This window comes from Ensifer sp. CCNWLY38 (assembly GCF_037120565.1).
GTDB classification, from domain to species: Bacteria; Pseudomonadota; Alphaproteobacteria; order Rhizobiales; family Rhizobiaceae; genus Ensifer; species Ensifer adhaerens_H.
In genome coordinates this window covers 574,395-595,095 of record NZ_JBBBBO010000002.1, presented here as the reverse complement: position 1 = coordinate 595,095, position 20,701 = coordinate 574,395, and the positions used below count along the sequence as shown (strand labels likewise).

The window sequence follows — 20,701 nt, the reverse complement described above, 5'->3', positions numbered from 1 at the left end:
GCGCTGCGGGGCAAGATCGTGCAACTCTATTTTTTCGATTTGCATTGGGGCGACGAGCACTTCGTCGACGAGGACGGCATTATCCATTTCGATGAGGGCTCGGCCCTCTATTACGGCCAGCGCATCGCCGACAAGATCGGCCGCGACGCCGACTATGGATCGCTGAAGGTCGAAGTCTTCTCCAGCAATCGCAGGCTGCTCGCGACGATCGTGCCGTCGATCGGGCGCGGCGGCGAGCAACGGGCGCTTCTTGGGCGCCGCCACGTCGGTACGCCGCTCCACGCGGCTGCCTACTGCATGTCTCCTTAAATAGACTTCGATTTAAGGACAAAGACATGCAGCAAATCAAAGTGCTACAGCGACCTTTGCGCGTCTGATAAGACGCGCGGCGCTGTAGAACGTCATCTGTCTAAACGCACGGCGCTCTAGTCTCCTGCGAGCGCCCCGAGCGCCGCTCCTCCTTGAGCGTGCCGCGATCGTTTGGCGGCAAGCCGCACGGTTCTGACGCCGAAATAGAGCGCTGCCGTCGATATCACGGATGCGACCATGAAGACGGTGAACAATGCGACATGCATCGTCGTGACGCTTGCCTTCTCGTCAAAGCCGCGGAGATTTGCGGTAAGCCCGCAGATTGCAGCGCCGATGGCGTAGCCGGCCGATTGCAGAGTCGGCAAAAAGGCCGACGTCTTGTCGCGTTCCTTATGCGGCGACACATCCATCATCAACTGGCTGAGCGTGCCCCAGGAGATGCCGAAGCCGGCGCCAATCGCGATCTGGCTCGGAAAGACCAGGCGGAATTCGTCGATGGCGACCGCGATCGTCAGACCGGCAAGTCCGATGCTGAGAAGTGCCGGCCCGGTCTGGATCAGCTTCACGCGCAGATCATGTGAGCGCAGGCTCGCAACGAGAATTGCGGTCAGGCTCCAGGAGATCGCCATCAGCGCGCCGGAAAAGCCGGCAGCCGTCGGGCTGAAGTTCCACACATGTTGCAGGCCATAGATCAGGTAGATCGAGCCGGATGCCTGCGCCAGCGGCATCAGCAGCACCACCCAAAGGCCGGTGCCAAGCGGCTTTGCGAGCGCGAAAGCGCCGGCAGGCAGGATGGAATGTTCTGCGCGCCGGTCGGTCTGGACCGCAGCCCAGAGGATCGTCAGCGCTGTCGCCAGCGCCGCGACCATCAAGGGGACGCTTCTGGCCGTGGTCGATACCGATATCAGCAATATGCCGGCGCCGACGACAATCAGCCGCAGGAGCGGGATCGGACGTGGCTTGCCGGCTGGTACCTTTTGTGCCGGCACGATGGCGAGGACGAGCACGACGAAGATTGCTGCTGCCGGAATATTGACGCCGAAGGCTGCCCGCCAGGACCAATGCTCCGTCAGGAATCCGGAGACGAGCGGACCGCCGAAGGCAGCCATTGCCCAGACGATGGCTTCGGCTCCGAAGATCTTCGGCACCAGCCGCGGCGGGAAGAGTTCCGGGATCAGCGCGTAGCAGACCGCGGCGATGATACCTTCGCCGAATCCCTGGAACACCCGCCCGGCAAGCACCTGCGGCATGCTGCTCGCGGTCGTCGCGATCATGGTTCCGGCGACAAATACGATGGCGGCTGCAATCAGCGTGCCACGTGCGCCGAACCTTGCCTTCAGATTGGCAGCAAGCGCCCCGCCGAGAATCGCAAAGACGAGATAGAGCGTAACCGCCCAGGAAAGCAGCGTGGCGCCGCCGATCTGCGCGACAGCCGTCGGTAGCGCCGTCGAAATGAAAAATTCATTGAACGCAAAGAGTGCGACGCCAAGGCAAAGCGTGACCGTTGCCACCAGATAGTCGGGCCGCAGCAGTTCGCTCCAGCGGCCATCCGCTTGCGGCTCCGCGTTCGGGCCTGTCTTGATGTTGTGATCCTTGGCCAGATCCATGGGCCATGCTTCCTCGTGACGTTCTGCAGGAGTAGTTCTGATACGACCTCAACCGCAGTTGAGGTAAAGCGGTTTCTGCAAAACTTGCCACCGGTTTCGTTCGTCTACAAGTTGCGGATGGTATGTTGGCTTCGGTGGATGGTGGCGAAATATCTGGCTTTCGCGCTTCCGTTTCTGCTATAACGAAGGTTCAAAGTTTCGGACGGTTCCGGTGTTTACGCGCCGGAGACCGTTTTCTTTTGCGTTGGCGCCGCCCCAAGGGCGGCGCCTCGTGCTTGATGAAGGACAATGAAATGGTCGAAAAAGTGCCGATGACACAGGGTGGATTCGTCAACCTGCAGGAGGAGCTGCGCTGGCGCCAGCAGGAAGAACGACCACGAATCATCGAGGCGATTGCCGAAGCCCGTGCACATGGCGACCTGTCGGAAAATGCCGAATACCATGCCGCCAAGGAGGCGCAGAGCCACAACGAAGGCCGCGTCACCGAGCTCGAAGACTTGATCGCCCGCGCGGAAGTCATTGATCTCTCAAAGATGTCCGGCTCCAAGATCAAGTTCGGCGCCAAGGTCAAGCTGGTCGACGAGGATACCGAAGAAGAAAAGACCTATCAGATCGTCGGCGACCAGGAAGCCGACGTGAAGGCTGGCCGCATCTCGATCTCGTCGCCCATCGCGCGCGCCCTGATCGGCAAGGAAGTCGGCGATTCCATCGAAGTGAACGCCCCCGGCGGCTCCAAGGCCTACGAAATTCTCGCGGTCAACTGGGGCTGATCAGCCCTGGCAGGGGCGAAGCTTCCCTTCGCCCCATTTCTCTCTTTCCAAAAGACGATCGTTGCTCGCGCAAGGAGTGCGCTTTCGTGGCCGATATCCGGAACGTTGAGGTCATCGCTCCCAACTTCAAGCGCCGCCTCTCGGGCGTGACGTCCACCATTATCCAATTGGTTCCGATCCAGCGCGCGCTCGGCGAAAAGATCGCCGTGCTTGGCCCGGGGCTGCCGGACACCCTGCCCTCGCTGCGTTTCCGCGATCTGCTGCGCTTGTGGAGCGCACCGGATGGCCGGCCCTGCCGGGTCTGGCACGCTCGCCGTAACGTCGAGATGCTGCCGGCGATCGTGCTGCGCGATCTCCTGGGAATGAAGCTGAAGATCGTCTTCACCTCGGCTTCGCAGCGGCGTCACACCGGCTGGAGCAAGTTCCTGATCTCCAGGATGGATGCGGTGATCGCAACGAGCGGCAAGACCTCCGCCTATCTCGAAGTACCGAACACGGTCATCCTGCACGGCATCGACACGAAACGCTTCCAGCCGCCCGCGGATGCAGCCGCTGCCAAGTCTGCGCTCGGGCTCGATCCGGCGCAGAAGTATGTCGGCTGCTTCGGACGGGTGCGTAAGCAGAAGGGAACCGATCTCTTCGTCGATAGCATGATCGCGCTGCTCCCCTGCCGGCCGGGCTGGAGCGCCATCGTCGCGGGGCGCGCGACCGGCCCGCATGTGGCGTTCGAGAACGAGTTGAAGGAACGGGTCGCAAAGGCCGGGCTGACAGACCGTATCCGCTTCGTCGGCGAGCACACCAACATTCCCGATTGGTATCGCGCGCTTGATCTCTTCATCGCGCCGCAGCGCTGGGAAGGTTTTGGCCTGACGCCGCTCGAAGCCATGGCAACCGCGGTCCCGGTTGTTGCGACCGATGTCGGCGCGTTTTCGGAACTGGTCGTCGTCGGCGAGCAGGAAACCGGCACAGTCATTGCGGCCAACGACCTGCAGGCGATGGTTGAGGCGACTGCCGGCTTCATGGACGATGATCGCCGTCGTACGATGGCAGGCGCCAATGGCCTGGGGCTGACCTGCGCCTCCTTCGCGATCGAGGGCGAGGCCCGTGCGATCAACGCCGTCTACGAACGGTTGATGCGCTCCTGATCGGCTGCCATTTTGATGGCAGCCGCGCGAGCGAAGTTCAGCGTTTTGAAGCGAAGAGTTTCAAGTAGGCGTCAGTGATCGCCTGTTTTGAGAACTGGTTCATCAGGGTGTCGTGGCCGCGTTCGGCGAGGCGGTCGCCCAGTGCCGCGTCGCTCGCGATGCGGTCGATCGCCTGGGCGAAACCGTCGGCGTCGCCGATATCGACCATCAAGCCGTTCTCGCCGTCGCGCATGAACCACTGCGGCCCTTCCGAACGGCTGGAGACGACAGGCGTGCCTTGGGCCCAGGCCTCGAGGATGACATTGCCGAGCGGCTCATGGCTCGATGCCATGACGAAAATGTCCGAAGCGGCGAGAAAAGGCCGCGTATCCTTCTGCCAGCCGGCAAAGCGCACACGCTTCGACACGCCGAGATCGGCCGCCAGCTTCTCCAGGTTTTCCCGCTCCTCGCCGTCGCCGACCAGCCAGAGATAGGCGTCCGGTACTTTGGCGATCGCCTGGATCAGCGTATGGAAACCCTTGCGCGGAACGAAGCGTCCCATCGACATGACGACCGGCACATTCTCCGGCGTATCAAGTGTCGCCCGGCTGACAGGGGCGACCCGCTCGGTACCGGTGAAGTTGGAGATAACCTCGACGTCGCGCGTCCAGCCGAGCTTGCGCACATGTTCGGCAATGCCCGGCGTGTTGCAGACGAGGCAATCAGTATTGCGGAAATAGTCGAGACGCAGCGGATAGTCGCCGAGGCGGGAAATCTTGATGCAACCCTTGTAGTTCGGCATGAGACGGCTCGCGCGCGGCATCCAGGCAAAGAGCGCATCCGGCTTCTCGCGGCGCGCCATGCTGCTGACCTTCATCGGCAAAAGGATCCGGTCGAGCGACAGGTTACGGAAATTGCTTTCGATGATGCGCGTCGCACCTTCGATATCCTTCCGCCAGATGCGTCCGGGCCGGATGACCGAGGTCTGCTCGACGCCGCGCTCGCCAAGCGCATTCACCAGATGAACGAAGAAGCGCTCCGCGCCGCCGTCCTTGCCGAAATGAAAGTGCATGATTTTCATGGGAACCTCACGGGCTGGTCTGGCGCCGATCCATGTCGTCATGGTTCGGACGGCGCTTCAGCGCGTGCCTCTGATAGATCTTGGCTGCGGTCAGGAAGGCGTAGACCGCCCCCGTCATCGCTTCGATGAAGCCCGGAAAGCCGCAGCGCCAAAGGCCATTGCGGAAATAGAGCCGGTAGAAATAGAGCGGCGGGCTGAACAGCATCTTGTAGGGGCGCGCGGACTTGCCTGCCGCAAACTGCTGGTCTGCCTTCAGCGTCGAGTACTTGTTTTCCTTGAGGATCTGCTCGTCGATGATCAGCGGCCGGTAGTGCAGCAGGCTGCCCTTGCGTGCGGCACCGACGGCGCCATCCGGAACGATCCCCTCATGGACCTTCTGGTTGAGGTCGTAGCGTCCCCTGCCCTGGCGGATTAGCCTGAGGTTCCGCCTTTCGTGCACGCGCTCGGGCGTGTAGCCGTAACCGATCAGATAGGGCCTGCGGGCGACGCGCCAGCCGACCGTCTCCGCCGGTGCATCGAGCAGCGATGGCAGCAGCGCCTTCAGCGGCTCATCCAGGCGTTCGTCGGAATCGATGTTGAGGCACCACGGCTGCGTGCACTGATCGAGGGCGAACTGCTTCTGGTCGGCATACCCTCGCCAGGGCTCATGCAGGAAGCGGATCGGCCAGCCCTTGTCGATATAGGACTGCACGAGCGCCGGCGTGCCGTCGCTCGAGCCGGAATCGACGATGACGATTTCCGCGCATTGCTCGAGGCTCTCGATGCAATTGCCGAGATACGCTTCTTCGTTCTGGCAGATGATGAAGGCGGAAAGCGGAAGCTTGCTCATGGGCGGGCCTTAGATCTGAACGAGGCCGATGTCCTTGACCTGGCGAATGGTCAGCATCGTGCGTACCGTGTCGACCCGTTCGTTGGCCGTCAGCACTTCGATGACGAAATCCTGGAAAGTCGTCAGATTCTCGGCGACGCAATGCAGCAGAAAGTCACTTTCGCCGGAAACTGTCCAGGCTTGGCGGACGATCTGCCATTCGGCGGTGGCGGCCGCGAAAGCCTTGAGATCGGTCTCAGACTGCCGCTTGAGCCCCACCATGCAGAAGGCGACGAGGTCGAAGCCGAGTGCCGGTGCGTTCAGGAGCGCGTGATAGCCCTTGATGACGCCTGTTTCCTCGAGCTTGCGCACGCGCCTGAGGCACGGCGGCGCAGAGATGCCGACCCTTTGGGCGAGATCGACATTGGTCATCCGGCCATCACGCTGGAGCTCGCGAAGGATCTTGAGATCGATTGCGTCGAGCTCGACTTGTTTCGTCATGAACGTTCGTCCTTTTTGCGTGGTGACTTTTTGCGCGAGGGCAAAGTCGAAAACTTTGTATTTGCTGATGGTTGCGCTGGCCCCGATGTCCGGCGACGTTGACTGGTCCCCTATCCCGGCGCAGCCGCGATCATCTCGGTCGAGATTTTCGGCAAGGCGCGCTTCAGAAGGGCGAGGTCGTCTCGAGTCGGTGCGTGGCCGAGCGCAGCGCGTTCGCGATGGAACCAAGCACGGCCGGCATTCAACCCCATATGCTTCTCCAGCAAAGTGAATCCGCGTGAAATATCGCCAAACCCGCTGGACAACAAGCAGTCCCGCCGACTATTCGCGGGAAAATGGCATGGCTGACACCGGTCTTACCGCAAAAATGGGCTGCCACGGCCCGAAGCGGCATCGGCTTGCCCCGATGCGGCGTTCATTCCGGCGTCGCACTACTTCCCGGCCTAAAGACTCGGTATCCCCGATCGCATGGCCGAACCTGGTGCACAAACGCGTCATCTGGTGGCAAAACGAGGCTTGGCGCTCAAGCTCTTGTGTGTATCAGGGCCGACGCCCTTGAAAGTCATGGTAGGGAATACCTAAACTATGGAACTATTTCCCATTGACGCAATGGAATCGGACGAGAGCGTTCCCTCTCCCCGTGAACGAAGGACAAGACTATGACTGCCCGTCACGTGAAAGTGCTGATCATCGGCTCCGGCCCGGCCGGTTATACGGCCGCCATCTATACGGCGCGCGCCCTGCTCGAGCCGGTGCTGATCGCCGGCCTGGAACAGGGCGGCCAGCTGATGATCACCACCGACGTGGAGAACTATCCGGGTTATGCCGATCCGGTCCAGGGCCCGTGGATGATGGAGCAGATGCTGAAGCAGGCGACCCATGTCGGCGCCGAGATCGTCAACGATCTCGTGACCGACGTCGATCTGTCCGTGCGTCCGTTCCGCATCAAGACCGATAGCGGCACCGACTGGACGGCGGACGCTCTGATCATCGCCACCGGCGCCAAGGCGAAGTGGCTCGGGATCGAGACCGAACCGACCTTCATGGGCTTCGGCGTCTCGGCCTGCGCCACCTGCGACGGTTTCTTCTACCGCAACAAGGATGTCATCGTCGTCGGCGGTGGCAATTCGGCCGTCGAGGAAGCGCTGTATCTGTCGAATCTCGCCAAGACTGTCACCGTCGTGCACCGCCGCGATTCCTTCCGCGCCGAGAAGATCCTGCAGGAGCGCCTGTTCGCCAAGCCGAACGTCAAGGTGATCTGGGACCATGAGGTCGTCGAATATCTGGGCGCACCGGCCAAGCCGCCGATGCCCGCCTCGGTCAACGGCGTGAAGCTGCGCAATACCAAGACCGGCGAAACCGCCGACATGGTCACCGACGGGGTGTTCGTCGCGATCGGTCACGCCCCGGCGGTCGAACTTTTCAAAGGCAAGCTTCGGCAAAAGTCCAACGGCTATCTGTGGACCGCGGCCGATTCGACGGCGACCGATGTGCCTGGCGTTTTTGCCGCAGGCGACGTCACGGACGACATCTATCGTCAGGCGGTGACGGCGGCCGGCATGGGCTGCATGGCAGCGCTGGAGACCGAGAAATACCTGGCGGGTCATATGCCCGTCGCAATTGCAGCCGAATAGAAGCTGCGAATCGGGGTGGTGCCGCTGAGGCACCTCGCCCCGTGTGGGAACAGACGCATCAGCCACATCCGGAAGACAGGACCCCGTCTTCCGGAGTGGTTTCTTATGGGGGACTTTATGTCGCTGGACTGGGACAAACTGCGCATTTTTCACGCGGCGGCCGAGGCTGGGTCGTTCACGCATGCGGCAGACAAGCTCCATCTTTCGCAATCGGCGATCAGCCGGCAGGTGAGCTCGCTCGAACAGGACGTCGGCATCAAGCTGTTCCACCGCCATGCGCGCGGCCTGATCCTCACCGAGCAGGGCGAGATCCTCTACCGGACGGCGCACGAAGTGCTGATGAAGCTCGAAAGCGTAAAAGTCCAGCTGAGCGAAACCACCGACAAGCCGAGTGGCAAGCTGCGCATCACCACGACAGTCGGCCTCGGCCAGGGCTGGCTCACCGACAAGATCCAGGAGTTCATGTCGCTGCACCCGGATGTGCAGGTCCAGCTCATCCTCGACAATGAAGAGCTCGACGTGAACATGCGTCATGCGGACTGCGCCATTCGCCTGCGCCAGCCGCAGCAGTCGGACCTCATTCAGCGCAAGCTGTTCACGGTGCACATGCACGTCTATGCAGCACCCTCCTACATCAACAAATACGGCGAGCCGCAGTCGGTCGAGGACCTCGACAATCACCGCATCATCACCTTTGGTGAACCGGCGCCGAACTATCTGCTCGATGTCAACTGGCTCGAAATCGCAGGCCGCGATTCTGACAATCCGCGCGTGTCGCACCTGCAGATCAACAGCCAGACCTCGATCAAGCGCGCCTGCCTCTTGGGCATCGGCGTTGCGATGCTGCCTGACTATATCGTTGGCCGCGACCCGGGCCTCATACAGCTTCCGATCAGCGCCGACATCCCCTCGTTCGATACCTATTTCTGCTATCCGGACGAGATGAAGAATGCCGCGAAGCTCAAGGTCTTCCGCGATTACATCGTCGCCAAGGCCCGGAACTGGAACTTCTGACGTCCATTCGGCAAATGCTCTTTTTGTGAGCATTTCTTTATAGTGATCATAACTATCTGTTTTTGATGTAAGATTTTGAATGCGCTTTCACTTTTATGCGGCGCATTTTTATTGTGCGATGCAGAAATAGGCAGGGATGCGCACATGACATGGCTGTCATGCATATTAAATGATTGCTGCCCGCCCAAAAAAGCAGCATACCAAACTCAGCTGATGCATCTTTGGTGGCTTCTCCTCCCAGTGCCACCGCAGCAGCTGTTCCCCTCTGGAGGTTTAATTACCTTCACAACTTATAAGGGCCCAAGTCATCTTGTGGCCCTCTTTTTTTGTCTACTATTTGAAGACGAGCGAGCCGTGACGAAAATCACAGTCGGCTATTGAAAGCCGATACTTCGCTTCCCATATCAAAATGCAGCTGATGCATTCTTGGTGGCTCCTCCTCCCCCGCCACCGCATTAGCTGTTCCCCTCTGGAGGTTCTAATTACCTTCACAACTACAGGGCCCAAGTTTTCTTGAGGCCCTCTTTTTTTGCCTTCGTGGTGTTCACGGTCTTGTGATTTGAATATCGGGTTTTAGCGATACATCTATCGATAAAACACGATATGGCGATATACGATGGACCGAGACGAGATATTGAAGGCGCTTGCCCATCCAGTGCGGGTGAACATCCTCGCCTGGCTGAAAGAGCCCCAGCTCCATTTCCCAACGCAGGAACATCCGCTCGATCTCGGCGTATGCGCCGGTCAATTCGAACGCTGCGGCCTGTCGCAGTCGACCGTTTCCTCGCATCTCGCAGTGCTTCAGCGCGCCGGCCTCGTGACAACACGCCGGGTTGGCCAGTGGATCTTCTACCGCCGCGATGAAGAGACGATTGCCGCCTTCCTCAAAAGCATCGGCGATCTCTGAAACCCAGCAGCTCCTCCCAAGCAGACCTCCATGAAAGGACCTCCCATGGCCTCGCTTTTTGACCCCATCACCATCGGCGACATCGCGCTGAAGAACCGCATCGTCATGGCGCCGTTGACACGCAATCGTTCTCCCGGCGCGGTACCGAACACACTGAACGTCACCTATTATGAGCAGCGCGCCACGGCCGGCTTGCTGATCACCGAGGGAACGGCGATCACCCAGCAGGGCCAGGGCTATGCCGACGTGCCCGGTCTCTATACGCCGGAGGCGCTGGAAGGCTGGCGCAAGGTGACGGATGCGGTGCATGCGAAGGGGGGCCGGATCGTCGTCCAGATGTGGCATGTCGGCCGTATCTCGCACAATTCGCTGCAGCCGGATGGTCTCAAGCCGGTTGCGCCCTCTGCAATCCGTGCCAAGTCCAAGACCTATCTGATCAATTCTGACGGTACCGGTTCCTTTGCCGAAACCTCCGAACCGCACGCGCTTGATGTCGCCGAGATCGGAGGCATCGTCGAGGACTACCGCAAGGCTGCGCGCGCTGCGATCGACGCCGGCTTCGATGGCATCGAGATCCATGCGGCCAACGGCTATCTCATCGACCAGTTCCTGCGTTCCGGTTCGAACCACCGCACGGATGCCTACGGCGGTTCGATCGAGAACCGTGCCCGCTTTCTGTTTGAGGTCATGGATGCCGTGACGACGGAGATCGGCGCCGGACGCGTCGGCATCCGCCTTTCGCCCGTCACGCCGGCCAACGACGTTTTCGATCCGGAGCCGCAAACGCTCTTCGGCTATGTGCTAAAGAACCTCGCTCGCTATCCCCTCGCCTACATCCACATCATCGAAGGCGCGACGGGTGGTCCACGCGACCACCAGCAGGGCGACCGGCCATTCGATTATGACGCTCTGCGTTCCACCTACGTCGCGGCCGGCGGCAAGGCTGCCTGGATGACGAACAACGGCTATGACAGGACGCTGGCGGTGAAGACGATCAAGGACGGCGAAGCCGATCTCGTCGCTTTCGGCAAGTCGTTCATCGCCAATCCGGATCTCGTCGAGCGGCTGAAGCGCGACGCGCCGCTCAACCCGCCGGATCAAGCGACCTTCTATGGTGGCGGCGCCAAGGGCTACACGGACTATCCGGCCCTTGAACAGGTAGCCTGACGCTCCCACATGGCCCATGCCCCGTCACTCGACGGGGCATTTGTCCATTGGGAAATTAACCCCTTATGTTTTCTAGATATTTTGAAAAATGGTCATTGCAGCCTGACGGCGAAATTATCGTTACGCCTTCCAGCCATCTTCATCCCGTCCGCTACCGCAACCAATCGGCGATGCTTAAAGTCGCTCAGGATCCCGAGGAAAAGTTCGGTCGCCTGCCGATGCTCTACTGGAACGGGCACGGCGCCGCGAAAATCTATGAGTCCGATGGTGATGCCGTCCTGATGGAGCGCACGGACAGCCAGCGCAACCTCTTTCACATGGCGATGACGGGAAGCGATGAAGACGTGACGCGCATCATCTGCCGCACGGTTGCCGAGCTTCACGCACCGCGTTCGACACCCGTTCCCCAGGATCTCGTGCCGCTCGACAAATGGTTCGCCTCGTTGGAGGCCGCCGCTCCTGCTCAAGGCGGCTTTTTTGCGCGTGCGCTCGAGGCGGCGAATGGCCTGTTTGCCGATCCGGAACCACCTGTCGTGCTGCATGGCGACGTGCATCACGCCAACATCCTCGATTTCGGCGACCGCGGCTGGCTGGCAATCGACCCGAAGCGCGTCCTCGGTGATCGCGGCTACGACTATGCCAACCTGTTCTGCAATCCGGAGCTGCCGCTGGTCACCGCGCCGGGCCGGCTGCAGCGGCACCTGCCAATCGTGGCCGAGGAGACCGGCCTTCACCCGCGTCGGATCCTGAATTGGGTATTGGCCTATGCCGGGCTTTCCGCCGCCTGGTTCTTGGAGGACGGTGACGACTTCTGCGTGGCGAGCGACCTGACAATGGCTCAGATCGCAATCGCCGAGCTCGACCGTTAAGCTCAGCCGGTCCTCAAGAGGACGACGGCGTAGATACAGGTCTCGCCGCTGGTGTTGCGGAAAACGCAATCCTGCGGCGGGCCAAGCTCCAGGCAATCCCCCACGCCGAGAACGTGGGTCTCAAGGCCTTCCACAAAGGCCAGGCTGCCCTGCTTCACCCATATCCACCGACGATGAAGCGCATAGGCGGATGCCGGGATCGGCACATCGGCGCCTGCCGGAAGCTCGATCTCGACCAGTTCGAGCGGCAGCTCGGACATCGGTGACACGTGGCGCCGGAGATATCCTGTTTGCGGATCGCGCCACACCGCTTGATCCTGGCGCCGCGACAGCCTGCCCTGGCTCATTTCTGCGCGCGCAATCAGGCTGGACATGGTCAGCCCGAACGCCCCCGCAAGCTTGGCCAGCAATGTCGCCGTCGGGCTGCTGTCGCCACGCTCGACCTTGTGGATCATCGCGCGCGAGACACCTGAGCGCTCTGAAAGCTCGCTCAGCGACCAGCCGCGCGCTTCCCTTTCGAGACGAATTCGTTCACTGAGCCGTCGATCCAGACTGTCTACTTTAGTATTCATATCGTAGTCATATAGTGAACGAACGCGAGGAGCAAGCATGCTGATCAGGGCGGCCATCCAAGACGATCTGCCAGTCATCTGCGAGATCTACAACGACGCCGTGGCGAACACGACGGCGATCTGGAACGAGACCCTGGTGGATGTCGCCAATCGAAAGGCATGGCTGAAGGCCCGCGCGGACGCAGGCTATCCGGTGCTTGTGGCCGTCTCCGACGAAGGCGACGTCGTCGGTTATGCGTCCTTTGGCGATTGGCGCGCCTTCGATGGCTATCGCCACACGGTTGAGCACTCCGTCTACGTTCACAAGCATCGGCGCGGGGGCGGCATTGGCCGCAAGCTTCATGGTCGCGCTGATCGCCGAGGCCGAGCGGCTGGGCAAACACGTGATGATCGCGGGCATCGAATCGGAGAACACGGCCTCGATCCGCCTTCATGCCCAACTGGGCTTTGTCGAGACCGGCCGCATGCGCGAGGTTGGCACGAAATTCGGCCGCTGGCTCGATCTGACATTCATGCAATTGGTGCTCCCGACAGGTTCGCCGCGCTAGGTCGCCTCGACAATGACCGTTTGTCGAGGCGGTCGGAGATGCTATGTACGCGCAAGGATTGTTTCTGGAAACACTTCAACGTGGGTCTTCGGCGGAAGGTGAGATCTGGCGCTTGGGCACGGGTCGCGAGAGCGGCGCTGGCGCTGCTTGTCGGCATTCCGGCATACCGAGCGGTCCCCGCGGCCGCTCGTATCGATGAACTCGTCCCCCAACCGAAATGCGTCTATTCAGGGCGGTCGGTCATCGATCCGGCGAAGGCACTCTGCATCAGCAAGGAGAATTTCGCCCGCGACGTCTGCGGCGTGATCGACCACTATGCGGCGGTGAACGATCTGCCCGCGGCCTTCTTCGCCCGCCTGATCTGGCGTGAAAGTCTGTTCCGGCCGAATGCGGTCAGCCCCAAGGGCGCCGAAGGGATCGCGCAGTTCATGCCGGGAACGGCGAAGATGCGGGGGCTCAACAACAGCTTCGACGTCGTCGAGGCGCTGGGCAAGTCGGCGGAATATCTGAACGAGCTCAAGTCGCGCTACGGCAATCTCGGCTTTGCCGCCGCCGCCTACAATGCCGGAGAAAACGGGCTGGAGCGTTTTCTCGAGGTCGATTGGCTGCCGGCCGAGACGCGCAACTACGTCCAGGCGATCACCGCCTACAGCGTCGAGGACTGGCGCGACAATCCACCGAAGACGCTCGACCTGACGCTCGACAAGGGCAAGTCGTTTCTCGATGGTTGCGTGGCGCTCGCCAGCACCCGCAACCTTCGCGATATCGAGGTGATCGACGAAGCCGAATGGGCGCCCTGGGGCGTGCAACTCGCTGCGCACTTCCAGAAGTCGGTGGCGCAACGATTGTTTGTGCGTGCTGCCAAGCGTCTGCCGGAACCGATCCGCAGCGAGAAGGCCCTCCTGCTCAGGGAGCGCAATGCCAGCTTTGGCCTCCGGATCCGCTACGCCGCACGCATCGGCCGCGAGACCCAGGCCGAAGCCAACAAGCTCTGCGCCACCATTCGCAAGAGCGGCGGCGCCTGCCTTGTCTTCAAGAACTAACGCCGGCTGCAACGGTTCGACGCGCTAGCCATGCGGTTAGCGAAGGGATTCACGCAAGAACGCGATCACCGGTGGCTGTGCTGCCCTCTGCCTCTGTCGGCATGCAACCAAGTCCCCTGAGCGTCGTTGCAACCGCCTCGTCGATCGGCGTATGCGGTTCTTCGCCGAGAACCGCCAACAGCCGCTCGTTCGGCATTCTCAGAGGCTCGCGCCAAACGTAGCGCATCTTGCGCAGTTCCCTGAAGAGCGGGACGAAGGGCGCGGCAAGGCCGATCAGCCGCCAGGGAAAAGCCCGAACGGGTAGCTCCGGCTTACCGACGACGCGGCGGATCGCCGCCACCATCTCCGTTCCGTTCCGGTCGAGGAAGCCGCGCATGTGATAGACGGCAAAGCGCGGCAGGCTTTCGGCACGCTCGACGAGGCGGATCATGGTTTCCGCGACATCGGGTAGATAGGCCCACTGGTGCGCGGTGCCTTCACGGCCGGGATAGGAGATCGCCCTGAGCGGTTTTCCGGGCTTTACCAGCCCTTGCGAAAACCAGTTGTTGGCGGCTCCCGGGCCGAAGAAGTCTCCTGCCCTGACGATGATGACGCCGATGCCTGCCTCGGACGCGTCCTTCAGGCGACGCTCCATCTCCTTGCGGATCAGGCCCTTGTCGGTGTCCGGGTACTGCGGTGCGTCCTCGGTCAGAACAGGAAAGGCATCCCGGCCGAAATTATAGATCGTTCCCGGCAGGAGGATGCGCGCGCCTGAGGCTTTCGCAGCCGCGATGGTGTTGTCGAGCATCGGCAGCACTAGGGTTCCCCAGTTGCGGTAGCCGGGCGGATTGACGGCGTGCACGATCAGATCGACCCCTTCCGCCGCAGCGCGAACGTCGCGCGCGTTCATGGCATCGCCTTGCCGCCAGTCGAACGCCGGCTCCGCCTGCGCCGCCTTCTCGGCGTTTCGGTTCAAGGCGCGCACCTGCCAGCCGCGTTTGCTGAGCCCGCGTGCCACGGCGTTGCCAATACCGCCCGTCGCCCCGAGCACCAGCGCGATCCTCATTCTTTCCTGCATCTCGGCCATGTCTCGCTCCATCCGTTTCGATGAAGACAGGATCACGCATCGCCGAGCTAAACGGAATTGCCGAAAAGTCTTGACCAGATATACTGAAATGTATGAGCAGAATAGATTTGAGCTGGGACTTCTACAGAACGTTCCTCGCGGTGCTGCGCGAGGGGTCGCTATCGGCGGCCGCCCGCGAGCTTGGCTTGACGCAGCCGACCGTCGGCCGGCACGTGGACGCCATGGAAGCGGCACTTGGCTATCCGCTCTTCGTGCGCTCCCCGCATGGCCTGCTGCCGACCGATGCCGCGCTGGCGCTCAAGCCCTATGCCGAGACGCTCTCCGCGACATCTGCGGCGCTGTTGCGGGCGGCGTCCAGCCAGCGTGATGCCGTCAGCGGTACCGTGCGCATCAGCGCCAGCGAGGTCATCGGCATCGAGGTCCTGCCACCGATCCTGGCGGAGCTGCACGAGGCCTATCCGGAGCTGACGATCGAACTTTCCGCCTCCGATGCGGTCGAAGACCTGTTGCGCCAGGAGGCCGATATCGCGGTGCGTATGGTCGCGCCCGCGCAGGATGCATTGATCGCCCGCCACCTCGGCGTCGTCCCCATCAGTTTTCACGCCCACCGCCGCTACATCGCGCGGCGCGGCATGCCTCGGGCACTGACCGACCTCGCGGATCACAGCCTGATCGGCTACGACCGGGAAACCGCGGCGATCCGGGCGATCATCGCCCGGTCGCCCGAACTGCCGGCCGCACGGTTTGCGCTCAAGGCCGACAGCAACCTTGCCCAGCTCGCAGCGATCCGCGCCGGCTTCGGCATCGGTATCTGCCAGAACGGGCTGGCAGCGCGCGACCCCGACCTTCTGCCGGTGCTGCCTGGCCTCTTCGAGATGAAGCTCGACACCTGGCTGGTGATGCACGAGAACCTGAAGACGGCGCCGCGCTGCCGCGTCACTTTCGATGCGCTCGCCAAGGGGCTGCGCGACTACATTCGTGGTGTCGCACCTGCGGCCCAGGACGGTGATGCTTCCACTTAGAGCAACTCCAGGAAAAGTGCGAAACGGTTTTCCGTCCGGAATTGCGTAATTTCAAAGACTTAGATCATTTCAGTGTCTCAATGAAACACTGAAATGATCTAGCGCGGCGACTAGCCATCAAGCAGCGTTGTGCGGTAGGAATAGTCGATGACGCAAGGCCATTTGCCGGCATCCGTCTTGCGGAAGACATAGGTTGCCCGCCTCACGATGGAGACATCGGCCCCCCTCCGCGTCCACCGTTTCCACGATGACGAGCGCGGTGCCCCCTCCTTCGACCACTTTCATCTCGCCCTGGCGGACTTTCATCTGGTTCTTGAAATGGGCGGCGATCGCCACGAACGCCTTTTGGATCTGGGACTTTCCGGTCGCGTTGAGACCGGGTTTGACGACCAGCGTCGCGTCGTCGGCGTAGAAGTCCATGAGGCTCTCAAAATCTTCCGCCGTGATTGCACGGTCGGTAGCTTGGATAACCTGTTTCAGTTCGTGATCTGACATGTCCGTCTCCTGGAGGCGCAAGACGGATAAACAAAACCCTTCTTGCGGCGGGTTGCTGCCTTAGGAAAAGGAGCGCGCGACAACCCACCATTCGATGAATGGTGCGAATAATCGAAGCGTTGACGTTGCCGACATTTCCATGGTTCGCGCGCAACACGCCTCGATCTCGTGGGCAAGTTGCATCGCCCGCTAAGGGACGCGTGCACCGCCAAAAAAAAGCCCGCCAAGATGGCGGGCTTTTAATAATTTGGCGCGTCTATCGCGTCGGCAGTTAACCCTCGGATTCGGCCGGCGTTTCCGGCGCTCCGTTCTCGACAGCCGTCTCCTCGCCTTCCTCGTCGCCCTCAGGCTCGCTGATGCGCTCGACCGAAACGACCTTCTCGTCCTTGGCGGTCGAGAAGATGGTGACGCCCTTGGTCGCGCGGCTTGCAAGCCGGACGCCATTGATCGGCACGCGGATCAACTGGCCGCCATCGGAGACAAGCATGATCTGGTCGTTGTCTTCGATCGGGAAGGCCGCAACGAGTACGCCGATTTCCGCCGTCTTCGAGGTGTCGGTGGCGCGGATGCCCTTGCCGCCGCGGCCCGAGGTGCGGAAATCGTAGGACGACGAGCGCTTGCCGAAGCCCTTCTCCGAGACCGTCAGCACGAACTGTTCGCGTGCCTTTAGTTCTTCGAAGCGTTCGTTGCTGAGTTCGCCACCTTCGGTGACTTCCTCGCCGACCAGAGCGATTTCTTCCTCTTCGCCATTCGTCGTGCGCCGCTCGGCGGCAGCGCGCTTGAGATAGGCTGCACGCTCCCATGGTTCGGCGTCGACATGGCCAAGGATCGCCATCGAGATGATGCGGTCGCCGTCGCCGAGGTTGATGCCACGAACGCCGATCGAGTTGCGGCCGGCAAAGACGCGTACGTCGTCGACCGGGAAGCGGATGCACTGGCCGAGCGCCGTCGTCAGCATGACGTCGTCATGCTCCGTGCAGGTGTCGACGGAGAGGATCTCGTCGCCCTCCTCCTCGAGCTTCATCGCGATCTTGCCGTTGCGGTTGACCTGGACGAAGTCCGACAGCTTGTTGCGGCGAACCGTGCCGCGGGTCGTCGAGAACATGACGTCGAGGTTTTCCCAGGTCGCCTCGTCCTCGGGCAGCGGCATGATCGTGGTGATGCGTTCGCCGGGCTCCAGCGGCAGCATGTTGATCAGCGCCTTGCCGCGCGATTGCGGGGTGCCGATCGGCAGGCGCCAGACCTTCTCCTTGTAGACGATGCCACGCGAGGAGAAGAACAGAACGGGCGTATGGGTATTGGCGACGAATAGCCGGGTAACGAAATCCTCGTCCCTGGTCGCCATGCCCGAGCGGCCCTTGCCGCCGCGGCGCTGCGCCCGATAGGTCGTCAGCGGCACGCGCTTGATGTAGCCGAGATGCGAGACGGTCACGACCATATCTTCACGGGCGATGAGGTCCTCATCGTCCATGTCGGGGCCGCCTTCCATGATCTCGCTTCGGCGCGGGGTGCCGAATTCGTCACGGATAGCGATGAGCTCGTCCTTGACGATGGTCATGATGCGCAGGCGCGAGGACAGGATGTCGAGGTAATCCTTGATTTCCTCGCCGATCTTGTTGAGTTCGTCGCCGATTTCGTCGCGGCCGAGCGCAGTCAGGCGCTGGAGGCGCAGGTCGAGGATGGCGCGGGCCTGTTCTTCCGACAGGTTGTAGGTGTTGTCTTCATTGATCCGGTGGCGCGGATCGTCGATCAGCCGGATGAGGCTGTCGACGTCATGGGCGGGCCAGCGGCGTTCCATCAACTGTTCGCGTGCGGTCTGCGGATCAGGCGCATGCCGGATCAGCTTGATCACTTCGTCGATGTTGGCAACGGCAATTGCGAGACCGACTAGGACGTGGGCGCGGTCACGCGCCTTGCGCAGCAGGTACTTCGTTCTCCGGCTAACGACTTCCTCGCGGAAGGAGACGAAAGCACGCAGCATATCGAGCAGCGTCATCTGTTCCGGCTTGCCGCCGTTCAGCGCCACCATGTTGCAGCCGAAGGAGGTCTGCAATGGCGTGTAGCGGTAGAGCTGGTTCAGGATAACGTCGGCATTGGCGTCGCGCTTCAGTTCGATGACGACGCGATAGCCTTGACGGTCCGATTCGTCGCGCAGATCCGAGATGCCCTCGATGCGCTTCTCGCGCACCAGTTCGGCCATCTTCTCGATCATCGTCGCCTTGTTCACCTGGAAGGGGATCTCGGTGATGATGATCTGCTCGCGGTCGCCGCGCATCGGCTCGACATGCGCACGGCCACGCATGATGACCGAACCGCGGCCGGTCTCGTAGGCCGAACGGATGCCGGAGCGGCCGAGGATCAATGCGCCGGTCGGGAAGTCCGGGCCCGGGATAATCTCCATCAATTCCGGCAGTTCGATCGCCGGATTGTCGATGAGCGCCATGCAACCGTCGATGACTTCGACCAGGTTATGCGGCGGGATATTCGTCGCCATCCCGACGGCGATACCGCCGGCGCCATTGACGAGCAGGTTGGGGAACTTCGCCGGAACGACGGACGGCTCGCTCAGCGTGCCATCATAGTTGTCGCGGAAGTCGACGGTTTCCTTGTCGAGATCGTCGAGCAGCGAATGCGCTGCCTTCTGCAGGCGGCATTCGGTGTAGCGCTCGGCTGCCGGCGGGTCGCCGTCGACGGAACCGAAGTTGCCCTGGCCGTCGATCAGCGGCAGGCGGAGAGACCAGTCCTGCGCCATACGCGCCAGCGCATCGTAGATCGCTGCGTTGCCGTGCGGGTGATACTTACCCATCACGTCCCCGGTGACGCGGGCGCATTTGACGTATTTCTTGTTCCAGTCGATGCCGAGCTCGCTCATCCCGTAGAGGATGCGGCGGTGCACGGGTTTCAGACCGTCACGCACGTCGGGAAGCGCGCGGCTGACGATGACGCTCATTGCGTAATCGAGATAGGACCGCTGCATTTCCTCGATGATGGAAATCGGCTCGATGCCTGGCGGAGTTTTTCCGCCGCCGGGAGTGCTTTGCTCAGTCAATGGTGATCACGATCTTTGTTCAGAATCAGTCGGATATTTATAGCGGATTACCACCGGAATCGCCAATTTGCGGCCCACGGCACCATTCGTCCGCCCAAGTGTGAAGATGTCACTGTAACGCTTTGATTCGCTGCATGATTCGTTCGACGTTCCGGATCGGGAGCCGAAGAGCCATGCGGCAGTTGTGAACAGTCTTTTGCCGCCGGAGCAGGCTTTTCTAGGGCATCGCGCGGGAAATCGGAAGACCCCTGCCGCCAATCGCCGCGACGGCGCGCATTTGCGCTCCGATTGCCGCAATGGATTGCTCATTAAGTCATTGCTGAGACTTTGTTTGCCGCCCTCTTTCCAAGCGCTCGCCGCTTGCCTAACAATGCCTTCATGCCACCGGGAAGACCCGGGGCGAAATCCGGAAGGGGAAACGGATGTTCAATGTCGACCTCCTGGTCAATGCGCTCACCACGCTTCTCGTCACGCTCGATCCGCCTGGCCTCGCGCCGATCTTTCTGAGCCTGACGGTCGGGCTCAGCCGGCAGGAGCGTTTTCAGGTGGCCACACGCGGCTCGCTGATCGCCTTCTTCATCCTTGCCGCCTTCGCCGTGTTCGGCAACGGCATCCTGGGGCTGCTCGGCATATCGATCGGCGCCTTCCGCATCGCCGGCGGTCTTTTGCTGTTCTGGATCTCGTTCGAGATGATTTTCGAGAAGCGGCAGGAACGGAAGGAAAAGACCGGCGAGAACGCGACGATCAAGGACCACATCCACAACATCGCGGTCTTTCCTCTCGCGCTTCCCCTGATAGCCGGGCCAGGCGCGATCTCGGCGACGATCCTGCTTGCCGGCTCCTTCCCGACGGCGGTCGAGCGCACGCAGCTCTTGATCGTCATCGCGCTGTCGATGTTCAGCCTGTTTCTGGCGCTTGTCATCGCCGAGCGCATCGATCGCTTTCTCGGCGTCACCGGTCGCGCCATCCTCACCCGCCTGCTCGGCGTCATCCTCGCGGCGCTCGCGGTTCAATTCGTCGTCGACGGCGTGAAATCCGCAATGGCGCTCTAAGCTCTCGTCGCCGTCGACGGGCGGCAAGAGTGCAGACAACAAAAAACGCCGTGTCCGAGGACA

The 20,701-nt window shown here is 61.5% G+C and carries 20 protein-coding genes and 1 pseudogene; 12 read left to right on the top strand and 9 right to left on the bottom strand.

Going from position 1 to position 20,701, the window contains the following annotated elements; translation table 11 throughout:
• Positions 1–18 precede the first annotated feature (18 nt).
• Positions 19–309 carry a hypothetical protein gene (locus V7S54_RS07040; RefSeq protein WP_336408433.1) on the top strand — a complete coding sequence of 97 codons (291 nt, stop codon included), beginning with the start codon at positions 19–21 and terminating at the stop codon, positions 307–309.
• 116 nt (positions 310–425) lie between these two features.
• On the opposite strand, the gene V7S54_RS07035 is transcribed toward V7S54_RS07040, so the two are convergent.
• Positions 426–1,916 (bottom strand): MFS transporter, encoded by a 1,491-nt coding sequence (locus tag V7S54_RS07035; protein WP_065373665.1) that lies wholly within the window; start codon positions 1,914–1,916, stop codon positions 426–428.
• 293 nt (positions 1,917–2,209) lie between these two features.
• On the opposite strand from V7S54_RS07035, the gene greA reads away from it, so the two are divergent.
• Both greA and V7S54_RS07025 read left to right on the top strand, forming a co-directional pair.
• Positions 2,210–2,686: a transcription elongation factor GreA gene (greA, locus tag V7S54_RS07030; protein ID WP_058324180.1), complete on the top strand. Its 477-nt coding sequence runs from the start codon at positions 2,210–2,212 to the stop codon at positions 2,684–2,686.
• Between the two features lie 86 nt (positions 2,687–2,772).
• The gene (locus V7S54_RS07025; protein ID WP_065373664.1) at positions 2,773–3,831 is read left to right on the top strand and encodes a glycosyltransferase family 4 protein; all 1,059 of its coding nucleotides are present in this window, start codon (positions 2,773–2,775) and stop codon (positions 3,829–3,831) included.
• A 37-nt stretch (positions 3,832–3,868) separates the two neighbouring features.
• Here V7S54_RS07025 and V7S54_RS07020 read toward each other — a convergent pair whose 3' ends face one another.
• The 4 genes from V7S54_RS07020 to V7S54_RS07005 all read right to left on the bottom strand — a co-directional run bounded on the left by V7S54_RS07020 (position 3,869) and on the right by V7S54_RS07005 (position 6,451).
• Positions 3,869–4,891 carry a glycosyltransferase gene (locus V7S54_RS07020; protein ID WP_065373663.1) on the bottom strand — a complete coding sequence of 341 codons (1,023 nt, stop codon included), beginning with the start codon at positions 4,889–4,891 and terminating at the stop codon, positions 3,869–3,871.
• 7 nt (positions 4,892–4,898) lie between these two features.
• Complete coding sequence (locus V7S54_RS07015) at positions 4,899–5,720, bottom strand: glycosyltransferase family 2 protein (protein ID WP_336408393.1); 822 nt, start codon at positions 5,718–5,720, stop codon at positions 4,899–4,901.
• Positions 5,721–5,729: 9 nt separating this feature from the next.
• Positions 5,730–6,200, bottom strand: coding sequence for an Lrp/AsnC family transcriptional regulator (locus V7S54_RS07010; protein WP_065373661.1), 471 nt, complete (start codon positions 6,198–6,200; stop codon positions 5,730–5,732).
• 110 nt (positions 6,201–6,310) lie between these two features.
• Positions 6,311–6,451 (bottom strand): hypothetical protein, encoded by a 141-nt coding sequence (locus V7S54_RS07005; protein WP_176707538.1) that lies wholly within the window; start codon positions 6,449–6,451, stop codon positions 6,311–6,313.
• Positions 6,452–6,859: 408 nt separating this feature from the next.
• Between V7S54_RS07005 and trxB the strand changes: the two genes are divergently transcribed.
• From trxB to V7S54_RS06980, 5 genes are all read left to right on the top strand, one after another.
• Complete coding sequence (gene trxB / locus V7S54_RS07000; RefSeq protein WP_065373660.1) at positions 6,860–7,834, top strand: thioredoxin-disulfide reductase; 975 nt, start codon at positions 6,860–6,862, stop codon at positions 7,832–7,834.
• Positions 7,835–7,951: 117 nt separating this feature from the next.
• Positions 7,952–8,848 (top strand): LysR family transcriptional regulator VtlR, encoded by an 897-nt coding sequence (locus V7S54_RS06995; protein ID WP_034791460.1) that lies wholly within the window; start codon positions 7,952–7,954, stop codon positions 8,846–8,848.
• 616 nt (positions 8,849–9,464) lie between these two features.
• Positions 9,465–9,755, top strand: a complete 291-nt coding sequence (locus V7S54_RS06990; RefSeq protein WP_058324177.1) for an ArsR/SmtB family transcription factor — start codon at positions 9,465–9,467, stop codon at positions 9,753–9,755.
• 45 nt (positions 9,756–9,800) lie between these two features.
• Positions 9,801–10,922 (top strand): alkene reductase, encoded by a 1,122-nt coding sequence (locus V7S54_RS06985; protein WP_065373659.1) that lies wholly within the window; start codon positions 9,801–9,803, stop codon positions 10,920–10,922.
• Between the two features lie 65 nt (positions 10,923–10,987).
• Positions 10,988–11,791, top strand: coding sequence for an aminoglycoside phosphotransferase family protein (locus tag V7S54_RS06980; RefSeq protein ID WP_065373658.1), 804 nt, complete (start codon positions 10,988–10,990; stop codon positions 11,789–11,791).
• A gap of 2 nt (positions 11,792–11,793) precedes the next feature.
• On the opposite strand, the gene V7S54_RS06975 is transcribed toward V7S54_RS06980, so the two are convergent.
• The gene (locus V7S54_RS06975) at positions 11,794–12,363 is read right to left on the bottom strand and encodes a helix-turn-helix domain-containing protein (protein WP_065373657.1); all 570 of its coding nucleotides are present in this window, start codon (positions 12,361–12,363) and stop codon (positions 11,794–11,796) included.
• Between the two features lie 37 nt (positions 12,364–12,400).
• On the opposite strand from V7S54_RS06975, the pseudogene V7S54_RS06970 reads away from it, so the two are divergent.
• Together V7S54_RS06970 and V7S54_RS06965 are read left to right on the top strand one after the other, a co-directional pair.
• Positions 12,401–12,911, top strand: a pseudogene (locus V7S54_RS06970) (GNAT family N-acetyltransferase).
• A gap of 38 nt (positions 12,912–12,949) precedes the next feature.
• Complete coding sequence (locus V7S54_RS06965) at positions 12,950–13,954, top strand: lytic transglycosylase domain-containing protein (protein WP_065373655.1); 1,005 nt, start codon at positions 12,950–12,952, stop codon at positions 13,952–13,954.
• A gap of 49 nt (positions 13,955–14,003) precedes the next feature.
• Here V7S54_RS06965 and V7S54_RS06960 read toward each other — a convergent pair whose 3' ends face one another.
• Positions 14,004–15,020, bottom strand: coding sequence for an SDR family NAD(P)-dependent oxidoreductase (locus V7S54_RS06960; protein ID WP_083203543.1), 1,017 nt, complete (start codon positions 15,018–15,020; stop codon positions 14,004–14,006).
• A gap of 92 nt (positions 15,021–15,112) precedes the next feature.
• Between V7S54_RS06960 and V7S54_RS06955 the strand changes: the two genes are divergently transcribed.
• Positions 15,113–16,042: a LysR family transcriptional regulator gene (locus V7S54_RS06955; protein ID WP_065373653.1), complete on the top strand. Its 930-nt coding sequence runs from the start codon at positions 15,113–15,115 to the stop codon at positions 16,040–16,042.
• A gap of 117 nt (positions 16,043–16,159) precedes the next feature.
• On the opposite strand, the gene V7S54_RS06950 is transcribed toward V7S54_RS06955, so the two are convergent.
• Together V7S54_RS06950 and gyrA are read right to left on the bottom strand one after the other, a co-directional pair.
• Complete coding sequence (locus V7S54_RS06950; RefSeq protein ID WP_210183791.1) at positions 16,160–16,537, bottom strand: YybH family protein; 378 nt, start codon at positions 16,535–16,537, stop codon at positions 16,160–16,162.
• Between the two features lie 271 nt (positions 16,538–16,808).
• Complete coding sequence (gene gyrA, locus V7S54_RS06945) at positions 16,809–19,586, bottom strand: DNA gyrase subunit A (RefSeq protein WP_065373652.1); 2,778 nt, start codon at positions 19,584–19,586, stop codon at positions 16,809–16,811.
• Between the two features lie 422 nt (positions 19,587–20,008).
• On the opposite strand from gyrA, the gene V7S54_RS06940 reads away from it, so the two are divergent.
• Positions 20,009–20,638 (top strand): MarC family protein, encoded by a 630-nt coding sequence (locus V7S54_RS06940; protein WP_065373651.1) that lies wholly within the window; start codon positions 20,009–20,011, stop codon positions 20,636–20,638.
• The last annotated feature ends 63 nt before the right edge of the window (positions 20,639–20,701 follow it).

Excerpts from the sequence above, each read along its gene's own strand:
- V7S54_RS06995 (WP_034791460.1), top strand. The coding sequence starts at position 7,952 with ATGTCGCTGGACTGGGACAAACTGCGCATTTTTCACGCGGCGGCCGAG.
- greA (WP_058324180.1), top strand. The coding sequence starts at position 2,210 with ATGGTCGAAAAAGTGCCGATGACACAGGGTGGATTCGTCAACCTGCAG.
- V7S54_RS06990 (WP_058324177.1), top strand. The coding sequence starts at position 9,465 with ATGGACCGAGACGAGATATTGAAGGCGCTTGCCCATCCAGTGCGGGTG.
- V7S54_RS07005 (WP_176707538.1), bottom strand. The coding sequence starts at position 6,451 with ATGGGGTTGAATGCCGGCCGTGCTTGGTTCCATCGCGAACGCGCTGCG.
- V7S54_RS06940 (WP_065373651.1), top strand. The coding sequence starts at position 20,009 with ATGTTCAATGTCGACCTCCTGGTCAATGCGCTCACCACGCTTCTCGTC.
- V7S54_RS06955 (WP_065373653.1), top strand. The coding sequence starts at position 15,113 with ATGAGCAGAATAGATTTGAGCTGGGACTTCTACAGAACGTTCCTCGCG.
- V7S54_RS07010 (WP_065373661.1), bottom strand. The coding sequence starts at position 6,200 with ATGACGAAACAAGTCGAGCTCGACGCAATCGATCTCAAGATCCTTCGC.
- V7S54_RS06975 (WP_065373657.1), bottom strand. The coding sequence starts at position 12,363 with ATGAATACTAAAGTAGACAGTCTGGATCGACGGCTCAGTGAACGAATT.
- trxB (WP_065373660.1), top strand. The coding sequence starts at position 6,860 with ATGACTGCCCGTCACGTGAAAGTGCTGATCATCGGCTCCGGCCCGGCC.
- V7S54_RS06980 (WP_065373658.1), top strand. The coding sequence starts at position 10,988 with ATGTTTTCTAGATATTTTGAAAAATGGTCATTGCAGCCTGACGGCGAA.
- V7S54_RS06960 (WP_083203543.1), bottom strand. The coding sequence starts at position 15,020 with ATGGCCGAGATGCAGGAAAGAATGAGGATCGCGCTGGTGCTCGGGGCG.
- V7S54_RS06965 (WP_065373655.1), top strand. The coding sequence starts at position 12,950 with ATGCTATGTACGCGCAAGGATTGTTTCTGGAAACACTTCAACGTGGGT.
- V7S54_RS07015 (WP_336408393.1), bottom strand. The coding sequence starts at position 5,720 with ATGAGCAAGCTTCCGCTTTCCGCCTTCATCATCTGCCAGAACGAAGAA.
- V7S54_RS06950 (WP_210183791.1), bottom strand. The coding sequence starts at position 16,537 with ATGTCAGATCACGAACTGAAACAGGTTATCCAAGCTACCGACCGTGCA.
- V7S54_RS07035 (WP_065373665.1), bottom strand. The coding sequence starts at position 1,916 with ATGGATCTGGCCAAGGATCACAACATCAAGACAGGCCCGAACGCGGAG.
- V7S54_RS06985 (WP_065373659.1), top strand. The coding sequence starts at position 9,801 with ATGGCCTCGCTTTTTGACCCCATCACCATCGGCGACATCGCGCTGAAG.
- V7S54_RS07020 (WP_065373663.1), bottom strand. The coding sequence starts at position 4,891 with ATGAAAATCATGCACTTTCATTTCGGCAAGGACGGCGGCGCGGAGCGC.